Here is a 20,704-nt window from a genome sequence, read left to right as displayed (position 1 = left end):
CACGGGCCTGCGCACCTTGACACGGGCCGCGCCCCTGCGCATGAAGCCATGATACTGATTTAGGAGCGCCGCATGGCCAAGACGGAAACTACAGGCAACGCGATTGTCGAGACGATCAAGACCGTTGTATATGCCCTCCTGATAGCCGGTGTGTTCCGCACCCTGTTTTTCCAGCCCTTCTGGATTCCGTCAGGCTCGATGAAGCAGACACTCCTGATTGGTGATTTTCTCTTCGTCAATAAAATGGCCTACGGCTATTCCTACGCCTCATGTCCAAGTGTCATTATTCCCAGCGTAGGCTTGAACATAGATGCGCAAAAACTGTGCGGGATGTTTGACGGAGACAATACGCGCTTTTGGGGCGGTGACCCCGAGCGCGGTGATGTTGTTGTGTTCCGCCATCCTACAACGGGACGCGATTACATCAAACGCCTGATCGGTTTGCCAGGTGATAAAATTCAGGTTTCAGACGGCGTTGTGCAGATCAACGGCGAGGCTGTACCGCAGGTGGCAGATGGCGATTTTGAAGAAGTCATGGAGCTGCAAGGCCCGCAAGGCTTGCGTCCGCGCTGTGCTAACGGTGCTGTAGGCGAGGGTGGCATCTGCATCAAGGAGCGCGCCATTGAGACTCTGCCGAACGGCGCGAGTTATGCGGTGCTTAACATCGGGCCCCAAGCTTCTGACCGGACGGGCATATATACCGTGCCTGAGGGTCATTATTTTTTCATGGGTGACAACCGTGATAACTCTGCCGATAGCCGTCTGGCACAGACTGCAGGTGGTGTGGGGTTTGTCCCCTACGAGAATTTGATCGGCCGCGCTGACCGGATTGTGTTTAGCTCGGGCGGGCGCTCAATGCTGTTTTTCTGGACGTGGCGCAGTGACCGTTTTTTCAAAGGAATCAAGTGAAGCTTTCGGCAGAACTCAAAGCGTTTCAAGGGCGCCTCGGCTATAGCTTTCAAAAGCCACATCTGCTGAACGAGGCGGTGACACATGCTTCGATGTCTACGCCCAACCGCGATGATAACCAGCGGCTGGAATTTCTGGGCGACCGTGTGTTGGGGCTTGTGATGGCAGAGGCGCTCCTGAACCTCGATACGCGCGCTTCAGAAGGGCAGCTGGCACCGCGGTTCAATGCGCTGGTCCGCAAGGAAGCCTGTGCGGATGTTGCCCGCGAAATCGACATTGGCGAGGTGCTACGGTTGGGTCGGTCGGAGATGCTGTCAGGCGGGCGGCGCAAGCAGGCGCTGCTCGGTGATGCAATGGAAGCGGTGATTGCTGCTGTGTACATCGACGGCGGGTTTGATGCCGCGCGGGCGATGATCCTGCGGCTGTGGGGCACGCGGACGACATCCGTAAAGGACGATGCCCGCGATGCCAAGACCGCCCTGCAGGAATGGGCACAAGCGCGGGGCCTCGAGCCGCCAGCCTATATATTGACCAAGCGGAGCGGTCCGGACCATGCACCGATTTTCACAATCGCGGCCAAGTTGTCGACCGGAGAGACAGCAAGCGCCACAGCGGGTGCCAAGCGCACCGCAGAACAAGACGCCGCAGCATCGCTGATGGCGCAACTGGAGCAAGATAAATGAGCGATATACCGACTTCCCCGGAGCATACCGCCGGTGAGACGCAAGGCGATGCAGTCACGCTACCGACGCGCGCAGGATTTGTGGCCCTCATCGGCGAGCCTAACGCCGGCAAATCGACACTCTTGAACCGGATGGTGGGGGCGAAGGTCTCGATCGTGACGCATAAGGTGCAAACCACACGGGCGCGCATCCGCGGTGTGGCGATGGCCGGGCAGAGCCAGATTGTATTTGTGGACACGCCCGGCTTGTTCGAGCCAAAGCGCAGGCTGGACCGTGCTATGGTCGCGGCAGCCTGGGGTGGTGCTGCGGATGCGGATGTCGTCGTCCTGCTGGTCGAGGCAAACCGCGGTCTGAGCGAAGGCGTGAAACGCATTCTTGACCGCCTGAACGAGATTGGTGATGTCGCGCGGGTAGCACTGGCAATTAACAAAATTGACCGTGTTGAAGCGCCTGTTTTGCTGGGGCTGAGCCAGAAGCTCAATGACGCCTACCCCTTCATAGAGACATTTATGATTTCAGCCGAGAAGGGGCATGGCGTCGAAATGCTCAAGACATGGCTCGCTGGTGAAGTTCCGGAAAGCCCGTGGTTGTACCCTGAAGACCAGATCGCGGATCTGCCACTTCGGATGATTGCGGCCGAGATGACGCGGGAGAAGCTGACGCTGCGCTTGCATCAGGAGCTACCCTATCAGATGACGGTAGAGACTGAGAAATGGGAAGAGCGCAAAGATGGGTCGGCCCGCATTGACCAGCTGATCTATGTTGTGAGGGACGGGCATAAGGGCATCGTTTTGGGCAACAAGGGCGAGACAATCAAGGCAGTCGGCAAAGCTGCGCGTGAAGAAATGGAAGAATTTATGGGACGCAAGATCCATTTGTTCTTGCAGGTAAAAGTGCGTCCTAACTGGCTTGAAGAGTCCGAGCGCTATTCAGAAATGGGGCTGGAGTTCAAGGACGGGAACCAGTGAGAGCGGTCGGTTCGCAATGCTGCATTTCAATTGAGCCTCTTCGAAAATTAGAAAAGCTGGTAGTGCGTTGGCGCGGCTGACGGCGAGGTTCTGGGTTGACGCGTACCTCGCGCGGCTTCGGATGTTCGATATTATGGCATTCGTTGTCGCGCATGGGGATGACACCAGCGGAGCCGTGCTGGTGAAGATGTCCACGTTGGATGGGAATGCGACTTTGTTCCAGCGGTCGTTCGACTTGATGAGCGGGGAGCGAGTTTGGATGGAGTTGTCGGCCGGGCCAGAGCGGGATGTCGATGCAGCAGTCGCCCGTCAACGTGGTTTTGATCCAGATATTTGGGTGATCGAGGTCGAAGACCGTGCGGGTCGGCATCTGCTTGATCAGGAAGGTCTGACATAGTGGAATGGCGTGATCAGGGAATACTCCTCAGTTCGCGCCGCCATGGAGAAACCTCGGCGATCATCGAGGTTTTTACACCTACTCAGGGACGGCATGCAGGTGTGGTACGCGGTGGGACCAGCCGCAAGATTGCGCCGGTGCTACAGCCCGGGGCGCAATTGGATCTGGTATGGCGGGCGCGGCTCGAGGATCACATCGGTTCCTTTACCGTTGAGCCTGTGCGTAGTCGCGCAGCGGTGGCGATGGGCGACCGGTTGGCGCTTGCGGGGCTGAACGCCGTTACGGGATTGATCGGGTTTTGCGTGCCGGAGCGGGAGGTACATCTGCCGCTTTATCACCGGACGGAAGCCCTGTTGGATTTGTTGGGACAATCCGACGTTTGGCCGCTTGCCTATTTGCAGTGGGAGATAAGCCTGCTGGAAGAGTTGGGATACGGCCTTGATCTGAGCTCCTGTGCGGTGACAGGTGCGACCGATGACTTGGCTTATGTTTCGCCCAAGTCAGGGCGTGCTGTATCCCGAATAGGTGCGGGTGAGTGGGTCGATAGGTTGCTGCCGCTTCCCGATGTCCTGCGCGGCTTGGGTGGGGCGGATGATGCAGAAATTGTACAGGCATTCCGGACCACGGGGTATTTTTTGTCCGAACATTTAGCCGCCGATCTGGGAGGCAAGCCGCTGCCGCAAGCCCGTGCGCGGTTCGTAGAGGCGTTCAGTCGGTCGCTTTAAAAACCATTTCCAGCCCTTCGGTATTGGACAGGATCAGTGTATCTCCCAGCACATCGGAGAGAGTTGCTGCTTCCAATGCTTGCAGGAACGCGGTTTCTGCCTCGAAATCAGGACAGGCCATGCGCGTGCTGCCGATTGGGCCAGCGTCAAACCAAGGATAGGGGACTTTCATAGCGCCGAAATAGCGATTGCATGGCCCCTGACCTGCGATCTCGCCGGTTTTGGGAAAAGTGAGCGTTGCGGTTGCAGGGAATGGGACATCATTGAGTAGCTTGAGCGTCCAGATGCGATCGCCCGCACCGTAAGCGCGCACGGTTTCGTCACTGCGGCATGCAACAAGAACGGTGAGCAGGGTCGAAAGCAACAGCAGTTTTTTCATGTCAGGGCCAATATGGTGTCAACAAGCGCTTCAAACCCTGCGTGTGAATCTGCCGGGTGGATCTTTATTTGCGGCAGGCCGATAAGAGCGGCGAGAATTGCCTGTGAAAACGCGGGATTGCGAAGGCCAAAGGTGTCGAGCAAGTGTTGTATGTAGGCCAGCCGCTTTTCATCCACATAGGCCATGCTTTTGGCAACGGAGGGATCGGAATTGGCCCAAGCGCGCAGGGCCGTCTCGGTCTTGGAGGCTAGAATGCTTTTGCCGAAGTTGCGCAAGCGTTTGTCAGGCGCTCCGGTTTCTTCAAGGCAGGCTAAAACGTCAGCCAGCGCTGCGGCTTGCCAGTGATGCACAAGGGCGGCGTGATATGCGGGAACATCTTTGAAATGCCAGTAGAACGACCCCTTAGTTGTGGTAAGTCGACGCGCCATAGCCTCTGCTGCGAGGGCAGTGGGGCCACCATCACAAAGCGCATCATAGCCTGCGGTGATCCATATCTCGGGAGAGAGGCGGGTGCTGGTCATATCTGATCAGGTAGCGGGAGGCGGGGCGCGCTGCAAGAGTGCGCCCCGTGGTGTTTAGGCGAAGTTTAGCGCAACAGGCTTAGCCCAAGATACGGCGCGCGATGACTTGTGCCTGAATTTCGGCAGCTCCCTCGAAGATGTTGAGGATTCGGGCATCACACAGCACGCGGCTTATCTTGTATTCGAGCGCGAAGCCGTTGCCGCCATGGATTTGCAGGCCGTTGTCAGCAGCGGCCCACGCCACGCGGGCGCCAAGAAGCTTTGCCATGCCCGCTTCGACGTCGCAGCGGCGACCCTCGTCCTTCTCAAAGGCCGAGAAGTAGGTCAGTTGGCGAGCCACCATGATTTCGACGGCCATCATCGCCAGCTTGCTGGATACACGGGGGAAGTTAATCAGGGACTTCCCGAACTGCTTACGATCAATCGCGTATTGCATCGATATGTCGAGGGCGGATTGTGCGACACCGATGGCGCGGGCTGCGGTCTGGATGCGCGCGCTTTCAAACGTCTCCATCAGCTGTTTAAAGCCCTTTCCCTCTTCGCCGCCCAGAAGGTTCTCTTCCTTGACTTCAAAGCCGTCAAAGGCCAGCTCGTATTCCTTCATGCCGCGGTAGCCTAGCACTTCGATTTCGCCACCGGTCATACCATCCGTTGGGAAAGGGTTTTCCTCCGTGCCGGGGGTCTTCTCTGCGAGGAACATCGACAAACCTTTGTAGTCTGTCGTGTTGGGATCTGTGCGTGCCAGCAGGGTCATGATTTGCGTGCGTGTCGCGTGGGTGATCCACGTTTTATTGCCCGTCACCTTGTAAACGTCACCCTCTTTGACAGCGCGTGTGCGCAGGCTGCCAAGGTCTGATCCAGTGTTGGGTTCGGTAAAGACTGCCGTGGGCAGGGTTTCTGCCGACGCGAGGCGGGGCAGCCATTTTTGTTTCTGCTCCTCTGTGCCGCCAGCGATAATAAGCTCTGCAGCAATTTCTGAGCGAGTGGCGAGCGAGCCTACGCCGATGTAGCCGCGCGACAGCTCTTCGGAGACCACACACATAGAAGCCTTTGAAAGGCCGAGGCCGCCATATTCTTCGGGAATAGTGAGGCCGAACACGCCCATTTCGGCAAGTTCCCCGATGATCTCCATCGGAATAAGCTCATCCTTGAGGTGCCATTCATGGGCAAATGGCTCAACCTTTTCGACGGCATAGCGGCGGAATTGTTCACGGATCATCTCGAGCTCGTCATCAAGGCCGGATGCACCGACAGTGACGTTTGCAGACTGTTCCTGCATAAGCTCGACGAGCCTTGTTCGGGCCGCTTGCGTATTGCCATGCTGTGTCAGGGACTGGATCGCAGGGGCCATCATGCCGCGCTGGTCTTCCTGACCAAGACCGAGGTCTTGGAGGCGCACGATCTCTCCCTGGTTCATCTGGATGCCGCCATAGATCTGCCATAGGTACTCGCCAAAGGCGATCTGATGGATCAGGGCTTCGGTCTCGCCGAACTTGCCTTCGGATTTCATCCGCTCGGCCCATGACTGCATCTGGCGCAAGGACTGGGCGTAAGTGGCGAGCCACGCAAGGCCGTGCGCGGCAGTCTGGTTCTGCTCGACGAGAGCGTTGGATACGCGCCCAGCGTCAGTCACCATTGTGCGCACACTCTCGGTTGCGCGGGTCAAAATTGCCTCAACGGGGCCTACTGCTGCTGCTGTCAGCGCAAGGAGATCATCAAGGAGGACTGGGGCCTCCATATTCAGTTGTCCGTCATGTGCCATCTATCATCATCCTTTTTCTCTTAGCGCCCCGCTTAAGCTCTTTGCAGGTGCAGCGCAACAAACATACGTTTCGCTGCGGCAATATGGTCGAAAATTTCGCCGCCGAATTTCCTTACGCCCGCTAACCGGTTTGGTATGTAGGGCCATGGACACGCTTTTCCCACTTTTATCACCCTCCGAACTTGTTATTGCAGCAATGATCGCTGTGATTGCCGGATTCGTGAAGGGCGTGGTGGGATTCGCCATGCCTCTCGTCTTTGTATCAGGTTTAACGACCTTTATGTCTGCCGAACTTGCACTTGCAGGACTGATTCTTCCAACATTGATCACAAATGTGCAGCAGGCCCTTAGGCAGGGCGTGCATGCAGCGGTGCAATCAACGGTGGCATTCAAGATCTTTTTGGGTGTCGGGTGTGTGGCATTGCTGACCACCGCGCAACTGGTGCGTATATTTCCCGACCAACTTATGATGGCAGTGATCGGCGTGCCAGTTACCTTCTTTGCGGCACTTCAGTTGGCTGGTTACCAAATCATTTTGCCACGCCGAAGCACGGTGGTTGAAGTCGCCGCAGGTGCAGTTGCTGGGGGTCTTGGTGGTATATCGGGTATTTGGGGGCCGCCCACAGTCGCATACCTCACTGCCCTTAATACACCAAAGCAGGACCAGATGCGTGTTCAGGGCGTGATCTATGGTCTGGGGGCTGTTGCCCTGCTGGTGGCGCATGTAGCATCGGGCGTTTTGCGCGCTGACACGATTGCATTTTCGGTTGCGATGGTGCTCCCCGCCTTTATTGGCGTGCGGTTGGGGATGCGGGTGATGGACCGGATCGATCAGGTTATGTTCCGGCGCGCGACGCTATGTGTGCTGTTGGTGGCAGGGCTAAACCTTGTGCGGCGTGCTGCTTTCGGTTGATCAGCCCTGCTGCGCTACACGCACGCCGGAGGCATCTTCAATAAAGGTGACGATCCGGGATTTGACGGTTTCGTCCTTGATCGCATCAAGCGCGGTAACGATCGCACTTTGCGGAATACAGGGGCTGACGTCATCGTACGATCCACCATTTAGGCCCTCAAAGAAATAAGCAGGAGAGACCTCAAAGATCTGCGTAAGCTCGAACAGTCGACTGGCTGCGATACGGTTAGAGCCGATCTCATATTTCTGAATCTGCTGGAAAGAAAGCTTCAGTTTGTTTGCTACGTCAGTCTGCGAGTAGCGTCGCAGAGTGCGGATTTCTTTGAGCTTGCGCCCTACATGTACGTCAACGGGATGGGCCACTATTCGATACCTCTGGTTGTGTGCTTGGAACTCTCTGAAAATATGCCCTTTGGATCAACTGGATAGATTTAATTAAATTTGGAATATTTTTAGATCAAAGGGTGTGTATATTTCACCCGTTGATGGGTGATTTATGTTGCATTGACGGGTGATTTGCATACTTATCAGGTTCATGGGTGAAAATTTACAAATTCTGGCACATGCGCCTGTTGCACGCGAAACGCCTGCATTGTTATTCGAAATGATGCGCTCGTTCACAGCGCTGGCGCGTACACTTAACCTCAGTCAAGCTGTTGAAGAGTTAGGCAGTACACGCCAGACGGTCAAAAGACATATCGCGCAGCTGGAAGAGGCGATGGGCGGTAAGCTCTTCGAAGTAGAGCAGCGGCGCTATGTGTTGAGCGCTTTGGGGGAGCGCTCGCTCGAGTCTGCCCAGACGGTGCTCGATCAGGCCAAGATCTGGTATGACGGCGCGTTCCAGCATGTCGGCGGGATGCTCAGGTTTGCATTCGAGAGTGATACCGGCTCTCTCTATTATCAACAACAATTGCCCATCAGCTGTGTTTGGCAGGGCGAGTCCGATCTCCTACGGGCGGCGATTAAGGCGTGGAGTTTGAGTGAGGGCATGCTCGAGAGCCATCATATGTCCGACGTCAGGCCATATCTTCTGGCATACCGTGAAAACTCCGAAGGATGGATTTGCACCGAGGTTGGCGAGGAATCGTTTTACTCCAACTGGTACGGCTGGGCACAGGCGCGTAGCAGTGTCGGTCGCAACTTGGGGAGCTTTCAGGGTGGTCAAGCATTTGCATCGCTTTCTGATCGACCTTTTCGCGATGCCGCGACAACCGGTGGCGTCCGCGTCGACCAAGTAATGGTCCAGACAGCAGCTGAAGGCGAAGGTGCACCAACCGCCATCATTTTCGACCGGTTGATGATGGGAGTGCGGATGCCGGATAATTCACCGGCGGTCATTTCGGTGGTCGATCGTGCGTACGATGTGAAAATTTTAGGCGTAAGTGATGATGTTCTTACGCAACTTCCCCCTAGAGCGAAGGTCGATTTCAACCTATAGTCGGAATTGGGATTTTTTTTCCGCTTTTTCAGGTACCCTTATGGGTATCGGAAGCGAAAGGGGATTCTCGATGACATTACTTACCATGAATGCGAGCGACAGATTTGTTGCAAATAGTACGGATATTTTCCAGACACACGGCGTAAATCTGGAAGTCGGTTATGATTTTGAAGTCTACCGTACGCTTTTGGCGCAGGCGCGGCCAAATCATACTCTAGGCGCACCCTTTGATCCTGATTTGCATGAAATGACAGCTGAAAATGCATTCTGGATTGTTGGGCGGACAGAGCAGGGCCAGATTATGCACACACAGGCGCTGCGCATGCTGGATCTCGATGGGCTGAGCGTTGGCGAATATTTCACCCAGCGCTTCCGCGAGTTTCCCCCTTCTGGCGTCGACCTCGATCTGGAACGGTCACGCTTTCGGGCCGGTCCATCGGCTAAACGGATGCGTGGTACCTGTGCCTATCAAGGGGAGTACTGGATTGCGCCGGGAAACAACGGTTTGCGCGGACGTAGCCTCTCAAGTGTTCTTGGTAGGTATGCTTTTGTCCAGGCAATCCAGCACTGGGATCCCGATCACATCATGGCGTTTATGGTAAAGGCAACAGCGATGCGCGGACTGGCAGAGCAGGGGGGCTATATGCATACCCAGCCCGGCGCATTGCGCTGGTATCTGCGCGGTGACGATGTGCCGGTGGAAGGCTTCATGCTCCATATGGACCGCGATGATCTTCATTATGTGCTCAATTTGCCTGTGCAGGATTTTGTCGCTTTGGCCGCCTAGATCACTAAATTTTTAAGGGGTTTTTAACGGAAAGGGCCGCCGTAACTGGATGCGGCGGCCCTTATTCTTTATCAACTGTAAAAAGCTTAGCGGATAACCGCTGCTTTTACGTCGTCGTCGATATGGGGCATATACTGCTCGAAATTGGCGGCAAACATTGCAACCAGTTTGGCAACCTGACGGTCGTATGCCTCTGGGTTGTCCCATGTCCGGCGCGGATCAAGCAAAATATCAGCGACGCCTTCAACGGAAACCGGAACATCGAAGCCGAAGTTTTCGTCGGTGCGGAATTTACCCTCCGTGAGCGATCCATCGAGGGCGGCGGTCAGCAGTGCGCGTGTGGCGCGGATCGGCATGCGCGATCCTGTGCCATAAGCACCGCCCGTCCAGCCAGTGTTCACCAACCAGCAGGTCGCACCGTGCTGTGCAATTTTCTCGCGCAGCAGATTGCCATAGACTTCGGGACGGCGTGGCATGAACGGCGCACCAAAACAGGTAGAGAATGTGGGCTCCGGCTCGGTCACGCCGCGTTCTGTGCCTGCCACTTTGGAAGTGAAGCCCGACAGGAAGTGATACATCGCCTGCGCCGGTGTCAGGCGCGCTATCGGCGGCAGGGTGCCAAACGCATCACATGTTAGCATGATGATGTTCTTTGGGTGCCCGCCGACAGCTTTTTTGCTGGCATTCGAGATGTAGTGAAGCGGATATGCGCAGCGCATATTTGCGGTCAGGCTGTCATCGTCGAAATCGAGGTCTTTTGTCTCTTCGTCGTAGACCATATTTTCGATCACAGTGCCGAACTTCTCAGTCGTGGCGTAAATTTCAGGCTCTGCATCGGCGCTGAGATTGATGGTTTTGGCGTAACATCCGCCTTCGAAGTTAAAGGTACCCGTGTCTGACCAGCCATGCTCGTCGTCGCCGATTAGTGTGCGGGAGGGATCAGCAGAGAGGGTGGTTTTGCCGGTGCCCGAAAGGCCAAAGAAGATGGCGGTATCGACAGGGTTGCCAATGGCGTGGTTGGCCGAGCAATGCATCGGCATAACCCCCTTTTCCGGCAGCAGGTAGTTGAGCAAGGAAAATACGGATTTTTTGTTTTCGCCTGCATACTCCGTGCCGCCGATCAGGATCAGCTTGCGGTCGAAATTCATCGCGATGACGGTGTCTGTCCGGCAGTTGTGCTTTTCGGGATCCGCTTTGAAGCTGGGGCAGTTGATGACGGTGAAATCCGCCAGATAATCGTCCAGCTGATCACGGTCGGGGCGACGCATCATGTGGCGGATAAACAGACCGTGCCATGCCAGCTCGGTGACAAAGCGCACGTTAATCGCATGCTTTGGATCGGCACCGCCGACGAGATCCTGAACGAAATAGTCGCCGCCTTCCATATGCTTGAGCATGTCAGTGTAAAGCGCATCAAAGCCCGCTTCCGACATTTCGGCATTGTTTTCCCACCAGATGGTGTCTTTCACGCTCGGGCTCATCACCACGTGCTTGTCCTTGGGCGAGCGGCCCGTAAACTTGCCAGTGGTGACAAGGAAAGCGCCCCCTTTGCCCAACGCGCCTTCGTTGCGTTTGAGCGCAGTCTCGATCAAGGCAGGCTCCATCAAGTTGTAATACACATTGCCAAGCCCGGTGATCCCTTGATCGTCTAGGCTGAAGTTCGGGTTTACCCGTCCAGTTTGCATATATCTCTCCTTTGGACCTGCGCGCGATGTCGCAGTATAATGGGGAATGCCCGATAATTTGAAATGCCGGGCCAAAAAGCACACAGGCATAAGTGGAATGACGGCCTCATAGCACGATGATTTGCGCATTGAACAGTCGCGTTTGTATAGTTAGCGCCACCACGTTGCCAAATGGGCCAACCGTCGCCTGAATGGTACTCCTGCGGTGGGGCCGTCGGAGATATCTTGAGTAGGCATGAGGGCATTTTTGGAGTTGAGGCAGCAATGTGAGGCAATTTAGCCATTCCGAAACAAATTATGGCTGAAATAGGGCTCAATGACCGACTGATTCGTACTTAGGTATTGATTCGACAGCAAAAGGAGTGATCACTGTTGGAAAAAATAAAAATACATTGAGCAGCATAAGGAAACAGGCAGTGTCTAAAATTGCATTGGTGGATGACGACAGGAATATCCTGACGTCCGTCTCTATGACTCTTGAAGCCGAGGGTTTCGAGGTCGAAACATATAATGACGGTCAGGCCGCGTTGGACGCTTTCAATAAGCGGATGCCGGATATGGCGGTTCTTGATATCAAAATGCCGCGCATGGACGGGATGGACCTGCTACAGCGGTTGCGTCAGAAATCAGCCATGCCGGTCATTTTTCTTACGTCCAAGGATGATGAGATCGATGAGGTCCTCGGCCTGCGGATGGGTGCTGACGACTATGTGAAAAAGCCGTTTTCTCAGCGGCTGCTTGTGGAACGTATTCGCGCGCTGTTGCGCCGTCAGGATGCTGTGGCCACTGATGAGGTTGGCGATACCGAAGAGACCAAAGTAATCGAACGCGGCGATCTGCGGATGGACCCGTTGCGTCACGCCGTAAGCTGGAAGGGCAAGGATGTATCCCTGACCGTCACCGAGTTTTTGCTGTTGCAAGCACTCGCGCAGCGACCCGGTTTTGTGAAGTCGCGCGACCAGTTGATGGATGTCGCTTACGATGATCAGGTCTATGTCGATGACCGCACGATCGACAGTCACATCAAGCGTCTGCGCAAGAAAATGCGGACAGCGGACGATGAGTTCTCGGCGATTGAGACGCTCTACGGTATCGGTTACAGATATAACGAAGATTAATACCGAGCGATGGCGATTGTTGAGAGGAACTTTGTGCGCGACCTGATCCCCGCAAAAGGCGATGGTGATGTTGTTCTGGGTGATGATTGGGTCACGCCAGACAGTGCTGCACCCAACGAAATCAGGGCGCGCCGCGAGCGGCGGGGCCTTTTTTCATTGCGTGCGTCACCGCTCACTCGGAAGATCATCACGTTCAATCTGATTGCATTGAACGTGTTGGTTGCGGGAATTCTCTATCTCAATTCGTCACGAGAAAGTCTTGCTGTACAGCGCGCGGCCTCGCTTGTGTCCGAGGCGGAACTGATCGCCGACGTGATCGAGGCGCAACTGCCCGAAGGGCAAGCTGTCGATCTGTCTGTAGGCGAGGGTGTAGATATCGGTAAAACGCTCGCCGGTCTTGACCTGCGCAGCGGTATTCAGGTGTTTGTTTTCGATGCCGGTGGCGCGCTGATTTCTGAATTCGAGGCCGCAAGTGATGGAGTCGCGTCCGGACGTGGTGAAGGGCGGGGGCAAAATACTGTTCTGACGGACAGTTTGAGCTGGTTATGGGGGGTCGTGTCGTCACCATTGCGAACTGTTCCGGAGCCCGTTGCTATCGAGGAAAGGCTGAAGCCAGTTGTGGCTGATGCGCTGACCACCGGTGCGCAAATCAAGGAAGATCGCGATGGCGCTGGTGCGACACGGCTGGCCGTCGCCACCCCTATCGAGCAAAGCGGATTGGCCGTGGGGGTTGTCGCGATCGCCAGTGCCAGCGGCGAAATCGACCGGCTTGTGCGCGGAGAGCGCGAGCGGGTACTGCAGATGTTTATTATAGCTACGCTTGTGTCTATCGGCCTGAGCCTTGTGTTGGCCTCCACCATCGCCAACCCTCTGGCCGATCTCGCAGCTGCAGCCGAGTTGGGCCGCGACAAGGATGCGCGCAAGATGAACCCTGGCCGTATTCGTATCCCCGATCTAACGGCCCGCCCGGACGAGATCGGCCGTCTTTCTGGCGCGTTACGCGGCATGGTGTCCGCGCTCTATAACCGGATCGAGGGAAACGAACAATTTGCGGCCGATGTCGCCCACGAGATCAAGAACCCCCTTGCTTCGCTACGCTCTGCCGTTGGCACGCTGCGGATGATAAAGCGCGAGGATCAGCGGAATAAATTGCTGGATGTTATTGACCACGATGTGCGCCGTCTGGACCGGCTGGTAAGTGATATCTCCAATGCTTCGAGGCTGGACAGCGAGCTGGTCAAAGAAGAAGAAGAGCCGTTCAATCTGATGACCATGCTCGGCAATCTCGGCCAGTACCTTGGCGAAGATGCCAAAAGCAAAGGTATCGATTTTATTGTAGATTTGCCCGACACGCCGATCATCGTTCAGGGACTAGAGGCGCGGCTAGCGCAGGTGTTTGTAAATCTGATTACGAACGCGATCTCGTTCTGCGAGGACGGTGACGCGATCCGTGTATGGGCGCGTAAACGTGAAAACCGCGTGCTGATCGTGATTGAGGACACGGGCCCCGGAATTCCTGATCAAGCACTATCTAAAATCTTCAAACGCTTTTATTCCCAGCGCCCGGAAGAGCATTTTGGTAATAACTCAGGCCTTGGCCTGGCGATTTCAAAGCAGATCGTCGAAGCACATGCCGGCGTTATCTGGGCTGAAAATATCCGCCCGACCGAAGCCGATATTACCTCTGACCCACTTGGCGCGCGCTTTGTGGTGGGGCTTCCGATCTGATTGATGGTTGAAAAAATAACTACTGTGCATGCGACCTGTGTCAGCGTGGCTGGAAAAGGCGTTTTGATTACTGGTCCGTCGAACAGCGGAAAATCGGCCTTGGCACTTCAACTGATCGCGAATGGCGCAAATCTGGTTGCAGATGACCGCACGGTCGTTGTCGTACACAATGGCCGATTGCAAGCGTCTGTCCCCAACGCCATTGCCGGACTGATCGAGGCAAGGGGGGTGGGTCTTTTGTCATTGCAATACGTCGAGGCGGTTGAACTCGCTCTTGTAGTCGAGATGGGGAGCATTGAGACAGCGCGCCTGCCGCAGCCTCACACGGCAACTTTTCTGGCCATAGAGCTGCCGTGCCTGCACAAGGTTGACGCACCCTATTTTCCCGCCGCGATTTATGCCTATCTTAGCGCTATCAGGATTGAGGCACTATGAACGACACCGACCCCAGACGCCGCAGAATTGTATTTGTCACCGGCCCTTCGGGCGCTGGGCGTTCTTCGGCATTGAATGTGCTGGAGGATGCAGGCTTTGAGGTGATCGACAATCTGCCGATGCGGCTGTTGCCAGTGCTGTTTGACGAGGCGGAGCAGGCCCGCCCGCTCGCCCTCGGCATTGATGCGCGGAACCGCGACTTTTCGACCAATACAGTGATTGATCTGTTGGGGCGACTCGCAATGCGCCCTGGTGTGATCGCAGAAATGCTCTTTTTGGATTGTGGGACAGATGTTTTATTGCGCCGGTTCTCTGAGACAAGGCGTCGCCATCCTATGGCTCCTGCCGACCGGCCCGCTGAGGGTATTCAGGCAGAGCAGGACCTGTTGGCGCCGTTGCGCGCCCGCGCCGACGTTTTGATTGATACAACGGATCTGAATGTACATGAATTACGTGCGGAGGTGGAGCATTGGTTTGCGCCAGGAGGCAAACGCCACCTATCGGTAACGGTACAATCATTTTCGTATAAGCGCGGTTTGCCGCGATCTGTCGATATGGTCTATGATTGCCGCTTTCTTAAAAACCCCTACTGGGAGCCGGAGTTGCGCGCCCTCAATGGAACGGATGCCCGCGTTGCTGAGCATGTTGCGAGCGATCCCCGATATGCCGACTTCGCGCAAAAGATATTTGACCTGAGCTTGCTTATCCTGCCGGCCTGCCGTGAAGAGGGGAAAAGCCATTTTTCCATCGCGTTTGGCTGTACAGGTGGGCAACACCGCTCCGTTACCCTCGCGGAGAGTCACGCTTTGCGCCTTGCGGAAGCCGGTTGGCAAGTGTCAATAAGGCACAGAGAACTTAGCGCGCGGCAGCGAACAGGGGCGCACGACACGTGATTGGAATTGTGATTGTAGCACATGGCGGGCTGGCCAGCGAATATCTCGCAGCGATCGAGCATGTCGTGGGCTCGCAAAACGGTGTGCGTGCGATAGAGATACGTGCCGATCACGACCGCTCTGCCAAACAAGCCGAGATATGCGAAGCGGCGGACGCTGTGGACACGGGGCAGGGCGTTGTTGTTGTGACTGACCTATTCGGCGGCTCGCCCTCGAACCTGAGCTTGCGCGCTTGCCAGCCTGCTGGGCGCCGGATCGTATACGGCGCAAATTTGCCCATGCTGATTAAACTGGCCAAAAGTCGCCACAAGACCGTTCCCGAAGCGGTGCGTGCTGCCCTTGAGGCGGGCAAGAAATATATTGATGCCCAGAACATCAGTACAGAATAACAAGGCGGCCCGATGACCATTATTAAGCTCGAAATTGTAAACGAAAAGGGTCTGCATGCGCGGGCTTCGGCGAAACTGGTCGAAGTCGTCGAAGGATTCGATGCGAGCGCCGAAGTCACGAAAGATGGTATGAACGCGTCAGGCGACAGCATCATGGGGCTTTTAATGTTGGCAGCAGCCAAGGGAAGCTTTATTGAAATTGAAACGTCCGGCGCTGATGCAGATGCACTTGCCAGTGCGCTGACATCTTTGGTGGCTGACAAATTCGGCGAGGGTATGTAGTTACCTCGCGCATTCGAGGGTGTGTAAGGGTGTACAGGTGACAGAGAAAATCCAATCTATTGGGTCTCACGATCAACCTGATGCACAGGCAGAGCCGATAAACTTTGCCAAGTACGATCGCCGTAGCCTCTCCTATGCATCGACGTTTCAGAATCCATGGAAATCACGGATGATTTCAGTGATGGAGTTGTTCACGGGGAAGCTCCGGATTTTGCATATGATCCGCAAGTTCGAGAAGCGCGGTGCGCCCGGTGGTCAGGAGTTCTGGCGTGCTGCGTTGGATACGATGGGCATTGATCTGACGACTCCTCAGGAGCAGCTGGACCTTATCCCCAAAACTGGACCTGTAATTGTGGTCGCCAACCATCCGCACGGAATGGTGGACGGGATGATTTTTGCCGATCTGATCGGCCGAGTACGCCCCGATTATAGAATTCTGACCCGTTCGCTGCTGACTTCAATTGACGAGGTGGCAGGGAGCTACATGATCCCTGTGCCATTCCCGCATGACCCAGATGCGCAACGCAAAGGTGTCGAGATGCGCGCCAAGGCAATGAAACATCTCAAGGAGGGTGGCGTCGTGGCGCTGTTTCCGTCAGGCGTGGTAGCGGCCTCCGAGACGTGGTGGGGCCCTGCGATTGAGGCAGAATGGAATGTGTTTACAGCCAAGATGATCCGCCGCTCTGGCGCGCAGGTTGTGCCTATCAAATTTCCGGGCCAGAACAGCCGTGCATATCAGATTGCCAATCAACTGTCGCCGATGTTGCGGCAGGGTCTTTTGCTGCATGAAGTTGTCCATAGCTGCAACAAGCCGCAAGCGCCAATCGTCGGCGCACCCATTGCCCAATCGGAAATTGATGCCCGCGTTGATGACCCACGCGGATTTATGGAATGGCTGCGTTTACACACACTTGCCCTTGATATCTGATCCGTTATTCCAATCTGGGGTGTCTATCCCGCAATTAGCTGACTAGATCTCCTGCTGCTGCCCACCTGTCTTTAGCGGGTTGGCACAGGTACCTCACCGCGATAATCATAAAACCCGCGTTGTGTTTTGCGCCCCAACCAGCCCGCCTCGACGTATTTGGTGAGCAGGGGGCAAGGCCGATATTTTGTGTCAGCCAACCCGTCATGCAGAACATTCATAATCGCGAGGCAAGTATCCAGCCCGATAAAATCGGCCAGCTCTAATGGTCCCATCGGGTGGTTTGCGCCCAGCTTGAGCGAGCTGTCGATAGATTGGACATTTCCGACCCCTTCATAGAGCGTATATACCGCCTCGTTGATCATCGGCATCAGGATACGGTTGACGATAAATGCCGGAAAGTCCTCGGCGGAGGCAGCAGTTTTATTCAGGCGGTCTACCACTTCCTTACAGGCCGCAAACGTAGGCTCGTCTGTGGCAATCCCGCGGATTAGTTCGACAAGCTGCATTACCGGAACCGGGTTCATAAAATGAAAGCCCATGAACTTTTCGGGTCGATCCGTGCGGCTGGCTAAACGGGTGATCGAAATGGACGAGGTGTTTGAAGTAAGGATGGTTTCGGGTTTCAGATGTGGCAGCAGATCCTCGAAAATGGCTTGTTTTACGGTTTCCCGTTCTGTCGCAGCTTCGATAATCAGATCAGATGGCCCCAGATCCTTGAGTGCGGTCGTTGTTTTAATTCTGCCGAGGGCGGATTCCATATCGGCTTCGGCGATCTTGCCACGCCCAACCTGACGGGACATGTTGCCCCGCATGATCTCCATCGCAGCGGCCAGTGCGTCTTCGCTGATGTCGTTGAGCATGACATCATAGCCTGCCAAAGAAATCACATGGGCGATCCCGTTGCCCATCTGGCCCGCGCCAACGATACCGATTGTCTGGATAGCCATGGATGTTCTCCCCCCGATTGCTTTGGCGCAGCTTACGGCGGAGTGTTGCCCTGCCGCAAGGCCTGCGACCGTTGAAAAACTTTCCTAAATCCACTCTTTAAGCGAATCGTAAGAACGCGCCATCCATAGTCGCTTCGGGTGAGATAAAAGGGTGGGCATTATGACCTATGATATACTGGGGCCAGGGGCCCTGGACTATTTGCCGTGCCGGTACGGTACGTCAAAACTTACATTTCGTGGACCGTTGAGGACGCTTACGCCGCCGTACGTCGCATTTTTGGGAGGCACAGCGACTTTCGGAAAGTTTATCGAGCAGCCCTATCCCTTGCGTGTTGAGCATATGACGGGGGTGACGTCTGTAAACTTTGGGCAGGTTAACGCAGGGCTGGACGTTTTCGCCAAGGACTTAGTCGTGATTGAGGCCGCAAAGCAGGCCCATGTCATCGTGGTGGAGGTGCTGGGGGCCGCCAACATGACAAACCCCTTGTACAGTGTGCATCCGCGACGCAATGACCGGTTTTTGCGTGCAAGCGCGCCGCTGATGGCATTGTACCCTGATGTAGATTTCTCTGACTTTACGTTTACGCACCATATGCTCCGCCATTTGTGCCGAACAGATTCGGCGCGTTTTGGCAACGTGCGGCAGATTTTGCAAAAAACATGGGTTCGTCGCATGCGGCGGTTGCTGGTTCAATTGTCCAGCGAGGTAATCTTGCTACGCATAGGGGGCGAGAGCCCTTCAGCGCAGGGGCATGGACCCTTGTTAATCACCGACGATATGATTGATCGGCTGTTGCCATCGGTCAGTGCCTTTGTCGATGTACCATCGGGCCCGCAGAGGGACCCTTTCCGAAGTCAGGGCATGGTATTCGGCCTCCACGAGGAAGACGCTGCGAGAGGGGTGCCTCAGCCGCATGTGCATGCAGATGCAGCACAGGCACTGCGCCCTGTGCTGGATCGTCTGCTGTAGAAAACGCAAAAGGCCTGCCGCGCTGGCAGGCCTTTTGTTGTTGGTGCCAAAAGGCCCTGTATTCAGAGCTTTTCGATCAAATCTGGCACGGCCTCAAAGAGGTCGGCAACGAGACCGTAATCAGCCACCTGAAAAATCGGCGCTTCTTCGTCTTTATTTATCGCAACGATGATTTTGCTGTCTTTCATACCGGCGAGGTGCTGGATCGCGCCAGAAATGCCGACAGCAATATACAGATCAGGTGCTACAACTTTACCGGTCTGGCCGACCTGCCAGTCGTTTGGTGCGTAACCGGAATCTACCGCAGCGCGGGAAGCGCCAACAGCAGCACCCAACTTGTCCGCAAGGTTTTCGATCATCTTGAACTGCTCTTCAGATCCTACACCGCGACCGCCGGATACGACTATCCCAGCCGAGGTCAGCTCAGGGCGATCGCTTGCGGCGACTTTGTCTTCGACCCACTCCGACAGGCCTGGATTTGCTGCAGCGGACACAGTCTCGATTGTGGCCGAGCCACCTTCGCCAGCAGCATCGAATGTAGATGTGCGAAAAGTAATTACTTTTTTGGCATCCGAAGATTTTACGGTCTGCATTGCGTTGCCCGCGTAAATCGGACGCTCGAAAGTGTCGGCATCAATAACGGCGGTGGCATCGGAGATGATCATGACATCGAGCAGGCCGGCAACACGCGCCATTACGTTTTTCGCATCCGTAGTGGAGGGTGCAACGATATGATCGTAATCACCAGCGAGTGATACGATCAAGGCTGCTGTCGCTTCCGCCATCCGGTGACCAAGAGTTGCATCTTCGGCCACAAGAACCTTCGATACACCATCAATCTTGGCGGCGGCTTCACCTGCTGCGGCAGCGGAGCTACCACAAGCCAGTACGACCACATCACCCAACTGCTTGGCGGCAGTCACGGCTTTTGCCGTGGCGTCCATTGCCAATTCGCCATTGTTAACTTCTGCAAGGAGTAGAACAGCCATTACACGGCCCCCGCTTCTTTAAGTTTCGCTACAAGCTCGTCGACCGAGCCTACCTTGATCCCTGCAGCACGAGCGGCAGGCTCAACAGTTTTCACGATTTCCAGACGGTTTTTGACCTCTACGCCATAATCGGCCGGGGTTTTCTCGTCCAAAGGTTTCTTTTTAGCCTTCATAATGTTCGGCAGGCTCGCATAGCGCGGCTCGTTTAGGCGCAGATCAACGGTTACAACAGTCGGCATGTTGACTTTTATGGTTTGCAGGCCGCCGTCCACTTCGCGTGTTACAACTGCCTTGTCGCCTTCTACCGCGAGTTCGGATGCAAACGTTGCTTGGGACCAGCCCAGTAGCGCCGAAAGCATCTGTCCTGTAGCGTTCATATCATTGTCAATCGCCTGCTTGCCACACAGCACCAGACCTGGCTGTTCTTCGTCAACAATTCCCTTGAGAATTTTGGCAACCGTCAACGGCTCAATGTCGTGGTGCACATCTTCGGAAGCGACAACAAGAATTGCGCGGTCAGCACCCATAGCGAGGGCTGTGCGCAGGGTCTCTTGCGCTTGCTTTACGCCAATGGAGACGACGACGATTTCATCCGCTTGACCCGCTTCTTTCAGACGGATCGCCTGTTCGACGGAAATTTCATCAAACGGGTTCATGGACATTTTGACGTTGGCAAGATCGACACCGGAACCGTCCGCTTTTACACGCACTTTTACGTTATAGTCGATCACGCGTTTGACAGGTACGAGCACCTTCATGAGCGATTTCTCCCTAGTTGCGACTCAGACCCTGAGTGGGCCAGTCAATAAATATGTGTTATGTCTAGCGAAGCGAGCCAGTCTAAAACAGGGCAAAATC

Annotated in this window: 24 protein-coding genes; 16 read left to right on the top strand and 8 right to left on the bottom strand. The window is 55.4% G+C overall.

Annotated features, from left to right (window positions below):
- The first annotated feature begins 72 nt into the window (after nt 1-72).
- The 5 genes from lepB (at nt 73) to recO (ending at nt 3,682) form a co-directional block, all read left to right on the top strand.
- Nucleotides 73-909, top strand: coding sequence for a signal peptidase I (gene lepB, locus C8N30_RS05570; RefSeq protein ID WP_025063515.1), 837 nt, complete (start codon nt 73-75; stop codon nt 907-909).
- The gene (rnc, locus tag C8N30_RS05565; RefSeq protein ID WP_025063514.1) at nt 906-1,592 is read left to right on the top strand and encodes a ribonuclease III; all 687 of its coding nucleotides are present in this window, start codon (nt 906-908) and stop codon (nt 1,590-1,592) included. The genes lepB and rnc overlap by 4 nt, the downstream gene beginning before the upstream one ends.
- A complete protein-coding gene (era, locus tag C8N30_RS05560; protein ID WP_025063513.1) occupies nt 1,589-2,560 on the top strand; it encodes a GTPase Era in 972 nt (323 codons plus the stop codon). The genes rnc and era overlap by 4 nt, the downstream gene beginning before the upstream one ends.
- A gap of 67 nt (nt 2,561-2,627) precedes the next feature.
- A complete protein-coding gene (locus C8N30_RS05555) occupies nt 2,628-2,957 on the top strand; it encodes a DUF1491 family protein (RefSeq protein WP_025063512.1) in 330 nt (109 codons plus the stop codon).
- Nucleotides 2,957-3,682 carry a DNA repair protein RecO gene (gene recO / locus C8N30_RS05550; RefSeq protein ID WP_025063511.1) on the top strand — a complete coding sequence of 242 codons (726 nt, stop codon included), beginning with the start codon at nt 2,957-2,959 and terminating at the stop codon, nt 3,680-3,682. Before C8N30_RS05555 ends, recO begins: the two co-directional genes overlap by 1 nt.
- On the opposite strand, the gene C8N30_RS05545 is transcribed toward recO, so the two are convergent.
- From C8N30_RS05545 to C8N30_RS05535, 3 genes are all read right to left on the bottom strand, one after another.
- Nucleotides 3,666-4,061: an META domain-containing protein gene (locus tag C8N30_RS05545; protein WP_025063510.1), complete on the bottom strand. Its 396-nt coding sequence runs from the start codon at nt 4,059-4,061 to the stop codon at nt 3,666-3,668. The two genes, recO and C8N30_RS05545, sit on opposite strands and share 17 nt — an antisense overlap.
- Nucleotides 4,058-4,582 carry a TetR/AcrR family transcriptional regulator gene (locus C8N30_RS05540; protein ID WP_025063509.1) on the bottom strand — a complete coding sequence of 175 codons (525 nt, stop codon included), beginning with the start codon at nt 4,580-4,582 and terminating at the stop codon, nt 4,058-4,060. Before C8N30_RS05540 ends, C8N30_RS05545 begins: the two co-directional genes overlap by 4 nt.
- Before the next feature lie 79 nt (nt 4,583-4,661).
- A complete protein-coding gene (locus C8N30_RS05535; protein ID WP_025063508.1) occupies nt 4,662-6,344 on the bottom strand; it encodes an acyl-CoA dehydrogenase family protein in 1,683 nt (560 codons plus the stop codon).
- A 145-nt stretch (nt 6,345-6,489) separates the two neighbouring features.
- Here C8N30_RS05535 and C8N30_RS05530 point away from each other — a divergent pair, with 145 nt between their 5' ends.
- Nucleotides 6,490-7,257 carry a sulfite exporter TauE/SafE family protein gene (locus C8N30_RS05530; protein ID WP_025063507.1) on the top strand — a complete coding sequence of 256 codons (768 nt, stop codon included), beginning with the start codon at nt 6,490-6,492 and terminating at the stop codon, nt 7,255-7,257.
- Here C8N30_RS05530 and C8N30_RS05525 read toward each other — a convergent pair whose 3' ends face one another.
- Entirely contained in the window at nt 7,258-7,620 is a 363-nt protein-coding gene (locus C8N30_RS05525) for a helix-turn-helix domain-containing protein (protein ID WP_025063506.1), read from the bottom strand.
- Nucleotides 7,621-7,792: 172 nt separating this feature from the next.
- On the opposite strand from C8N30_RS05525, the gene C8N30_RS05520 reads away from it, so the two are divergent.
- Complete coding sequence (locus C8N30_RS05520; protein WP_025063505.1) at nt 7,793-8,695, top strand: LysR family transcriptional regulator; 903 nt, start codon at nt 7,793-7,795, stop codon at nt 8,693-8,695.
- Between the two features lie 70 nt (nt 8,696-8,765).
- Nucleotides 8,766-9,482 carry a hypothetical protein gene (locus tag C8N30_RS05515; protein ID WP_025063504.1) on the top strand — a complete coding sequence of 239 codons (717 nt, stop codon included), beginning with the start codon at nt 8,766-8,768 and terminating at the stop codon, nt 9,480-9,482.
- Nucleotides 9,483-9,568: 86 nt separating this feature from the next.
- On the opposite strand, the gene C8N30_RS05510 is transcribed toward C8N30_RS05515, so the two are convergent.
- Nucleotides 9,569-11,167, bottom strand: coding sequence for a phosphoenolpyruvate carboxykinase (locus C8N30_RS05510; RefSeq protein ID WP_025063503.1), 1,599 nt, complete (start codon nt 11,165-11,167; stop codon nt 9,569-9,571).
- Nucleotides 11,168-11,583: 416 nt separating this feature from the next.
- Between C8N30_RS05510 and C8N30_RS05505 the strand changes: the two genes are divergently transcribed.
- Genes C8N30_RS05505 through C8N30_RS05475 form a run of 7 tightly spaced genes read left to right on the top strand, consistent with a single transcriptional unit; the run spans nt 11,584 to nt 16,940 of the window.
- Complete coding sequence (locus C8N30_RS05505) at nt 11,584-12,285, top strand: response regulator transcription factor (RefSeq protein WP_025063502.1); 702 nt, start codon at nt 11,584-11,586, stop codon at nt 12,283-12,285.
- A 9-nt stretch (nt 12,286-12,294) separates the two neighbouring features.
- Nucleotides 12,295-14,013, top strand: coding sequence for a sensor histidine kinase (locus C8N30_RS05500; protein WP_198021484.1), 1,719 nt, complete (start codon nt 12,295-12,297; stop codon nt 14,011-14,013).
- 3 nt (nt 14,014-14,016) lie between these two features.
- Nucleotides 14,017-14,448, top strand: a complete 432-nt coding sequence (locus C8N30_RS05495) for an HPr kinase/phosphorylase (protein WP_025063500.1) — start codon at nt 14,017-14,019, stop codon at nt 14,446-14,448.
- Nucleotides 14,445-15,341: an RNase adapter RapZ gene (gene rapZ, locus C8N30_RS05490; RefSeq protein WP_025063499.1), complete on the top strand. Its 897-nt coding sequence runs from the start codon at nt 14,445-14,447 to the stop codon at nt 15,339-15,341. The genes C8N30_RS05495 and rapZ overlap by 4 nt, the downstream gene beginning before the upstream one ends.
- Nucleotides 15,338-15,730, top strand: a complete 393-nt coding sequence (locus tag C8N30_RS05485; protein WP_025063498.1) for a PTS sugar transporter subunit IIA — start codon at nt 15,338-15,340, stop codon at nt 15,728-15,730. The genes rapZ and C8N30_RS05485 overlap by 4 nt, the downstream gene beginning before the upstream one ends.
- 12 nt (nt 15,731-15,742) lie before the next feature.
- A complete protein-coding gene (locus C8N30_RS05480) occupies nt 15,743-16,012 on the top strand; it encodes an HPr family phosphocarrier protein (RefSeq protein ID WP_025063497.1) in 270 nt (89 codons plus the stop codon).
- A 58-nt stretch (nt 16,013-16,070) separates the two neighbouring features.
- A complete protein-coding gene (locus C8N30_RS05475; protein WP_025063496.1) occupies nt 16,071-16,940 on the top strand; it encodes a lysophospholipid acyltransferase family protein in 870 nt (289 codons plus the stop codon).
- 71 nt (nt 16,941-17,011) lie between these two features.
- Here C8N30_RS05475 and C8N30_RS05470 read toward each other — a convergent pair whose 3' ends face one another.
- Nucleotides 17,012-17,887 (bottom strand): 3-hydroxybutyryl-CoA dehydrogenase, encoded by an 876-nt coding sequence (locus C8N30_RS05470; RefSeq protein ID WP_025063495.1) that lies wholly within the window; start codon nt 17,885-17,887, stop codon nt 17,012-17,014.
- A 160-nt stretch (nt 17,888-18,047) separates the two neighbouring features.
- Between C8N30_RS05470 and C8N30_RS05465 the strand changes: the two genes are divergently transcribed.
- Entirely contained in the window at nt 18,048-18,857 is an 810-nt protein-coding gene (locus C8N30_RS05465; RefSeq protein WP_025063494.1) for a DUF6473 family protein, read from the top strand.
- Nucleotides 18,858-18,919: 62 nt separating this feature from the next.
- Here the strand turns inward: C8N30_RS05465 and C8N30_RS05460 are convergent, their stop codons facing one another.
- Both C8N30_RS05460 and C8N30_RS05455 read right to left on the bottom strand, forming a co-directional pair.
- A complete protein-coding gene (locus tag C8N30_RS05460) occupies nt 18,920-19,846 on the bottom strand; it encodes an electron transfer flavoprotein subunit alpha/FixB family protein (protein WP_025063493.1) in 927 nt (308 codons plus the stop codon).
- Nucleotides 19,846-20,604 (bottom strand): electron transfer flavoprotein subunit beta/FixA family protein, encoded by a 759-nt coding sequence (locus C8N30_RS05455; protein WP_025063492.1) that lies wholly within the window; start codon nt 20,602-20,604, stop codon nt 19,846-19,848. The genes C8N30_RS05460 and C8N30_RS05455 overlap by 1 nt, the downstream gene beginning before the upstream one ends.
- Between the last annotated feature and the right edge of the window lie 100 nt (nt 20,605-20,704).

It is taken from the genome of Sulfitobacter guttiformis, assembly GCF_003610455.1.
Classification (GTDB): Bacteria; Pseudomonadota; Alphaproteobacteria; order Rhodobacterales; family Rhodobacteraceae; genus Sulfitobacter; species Sulfitobacter guttiformis.
This window is presented reverse-complemented; position numbering and strand designations above follow the sequence as displayed.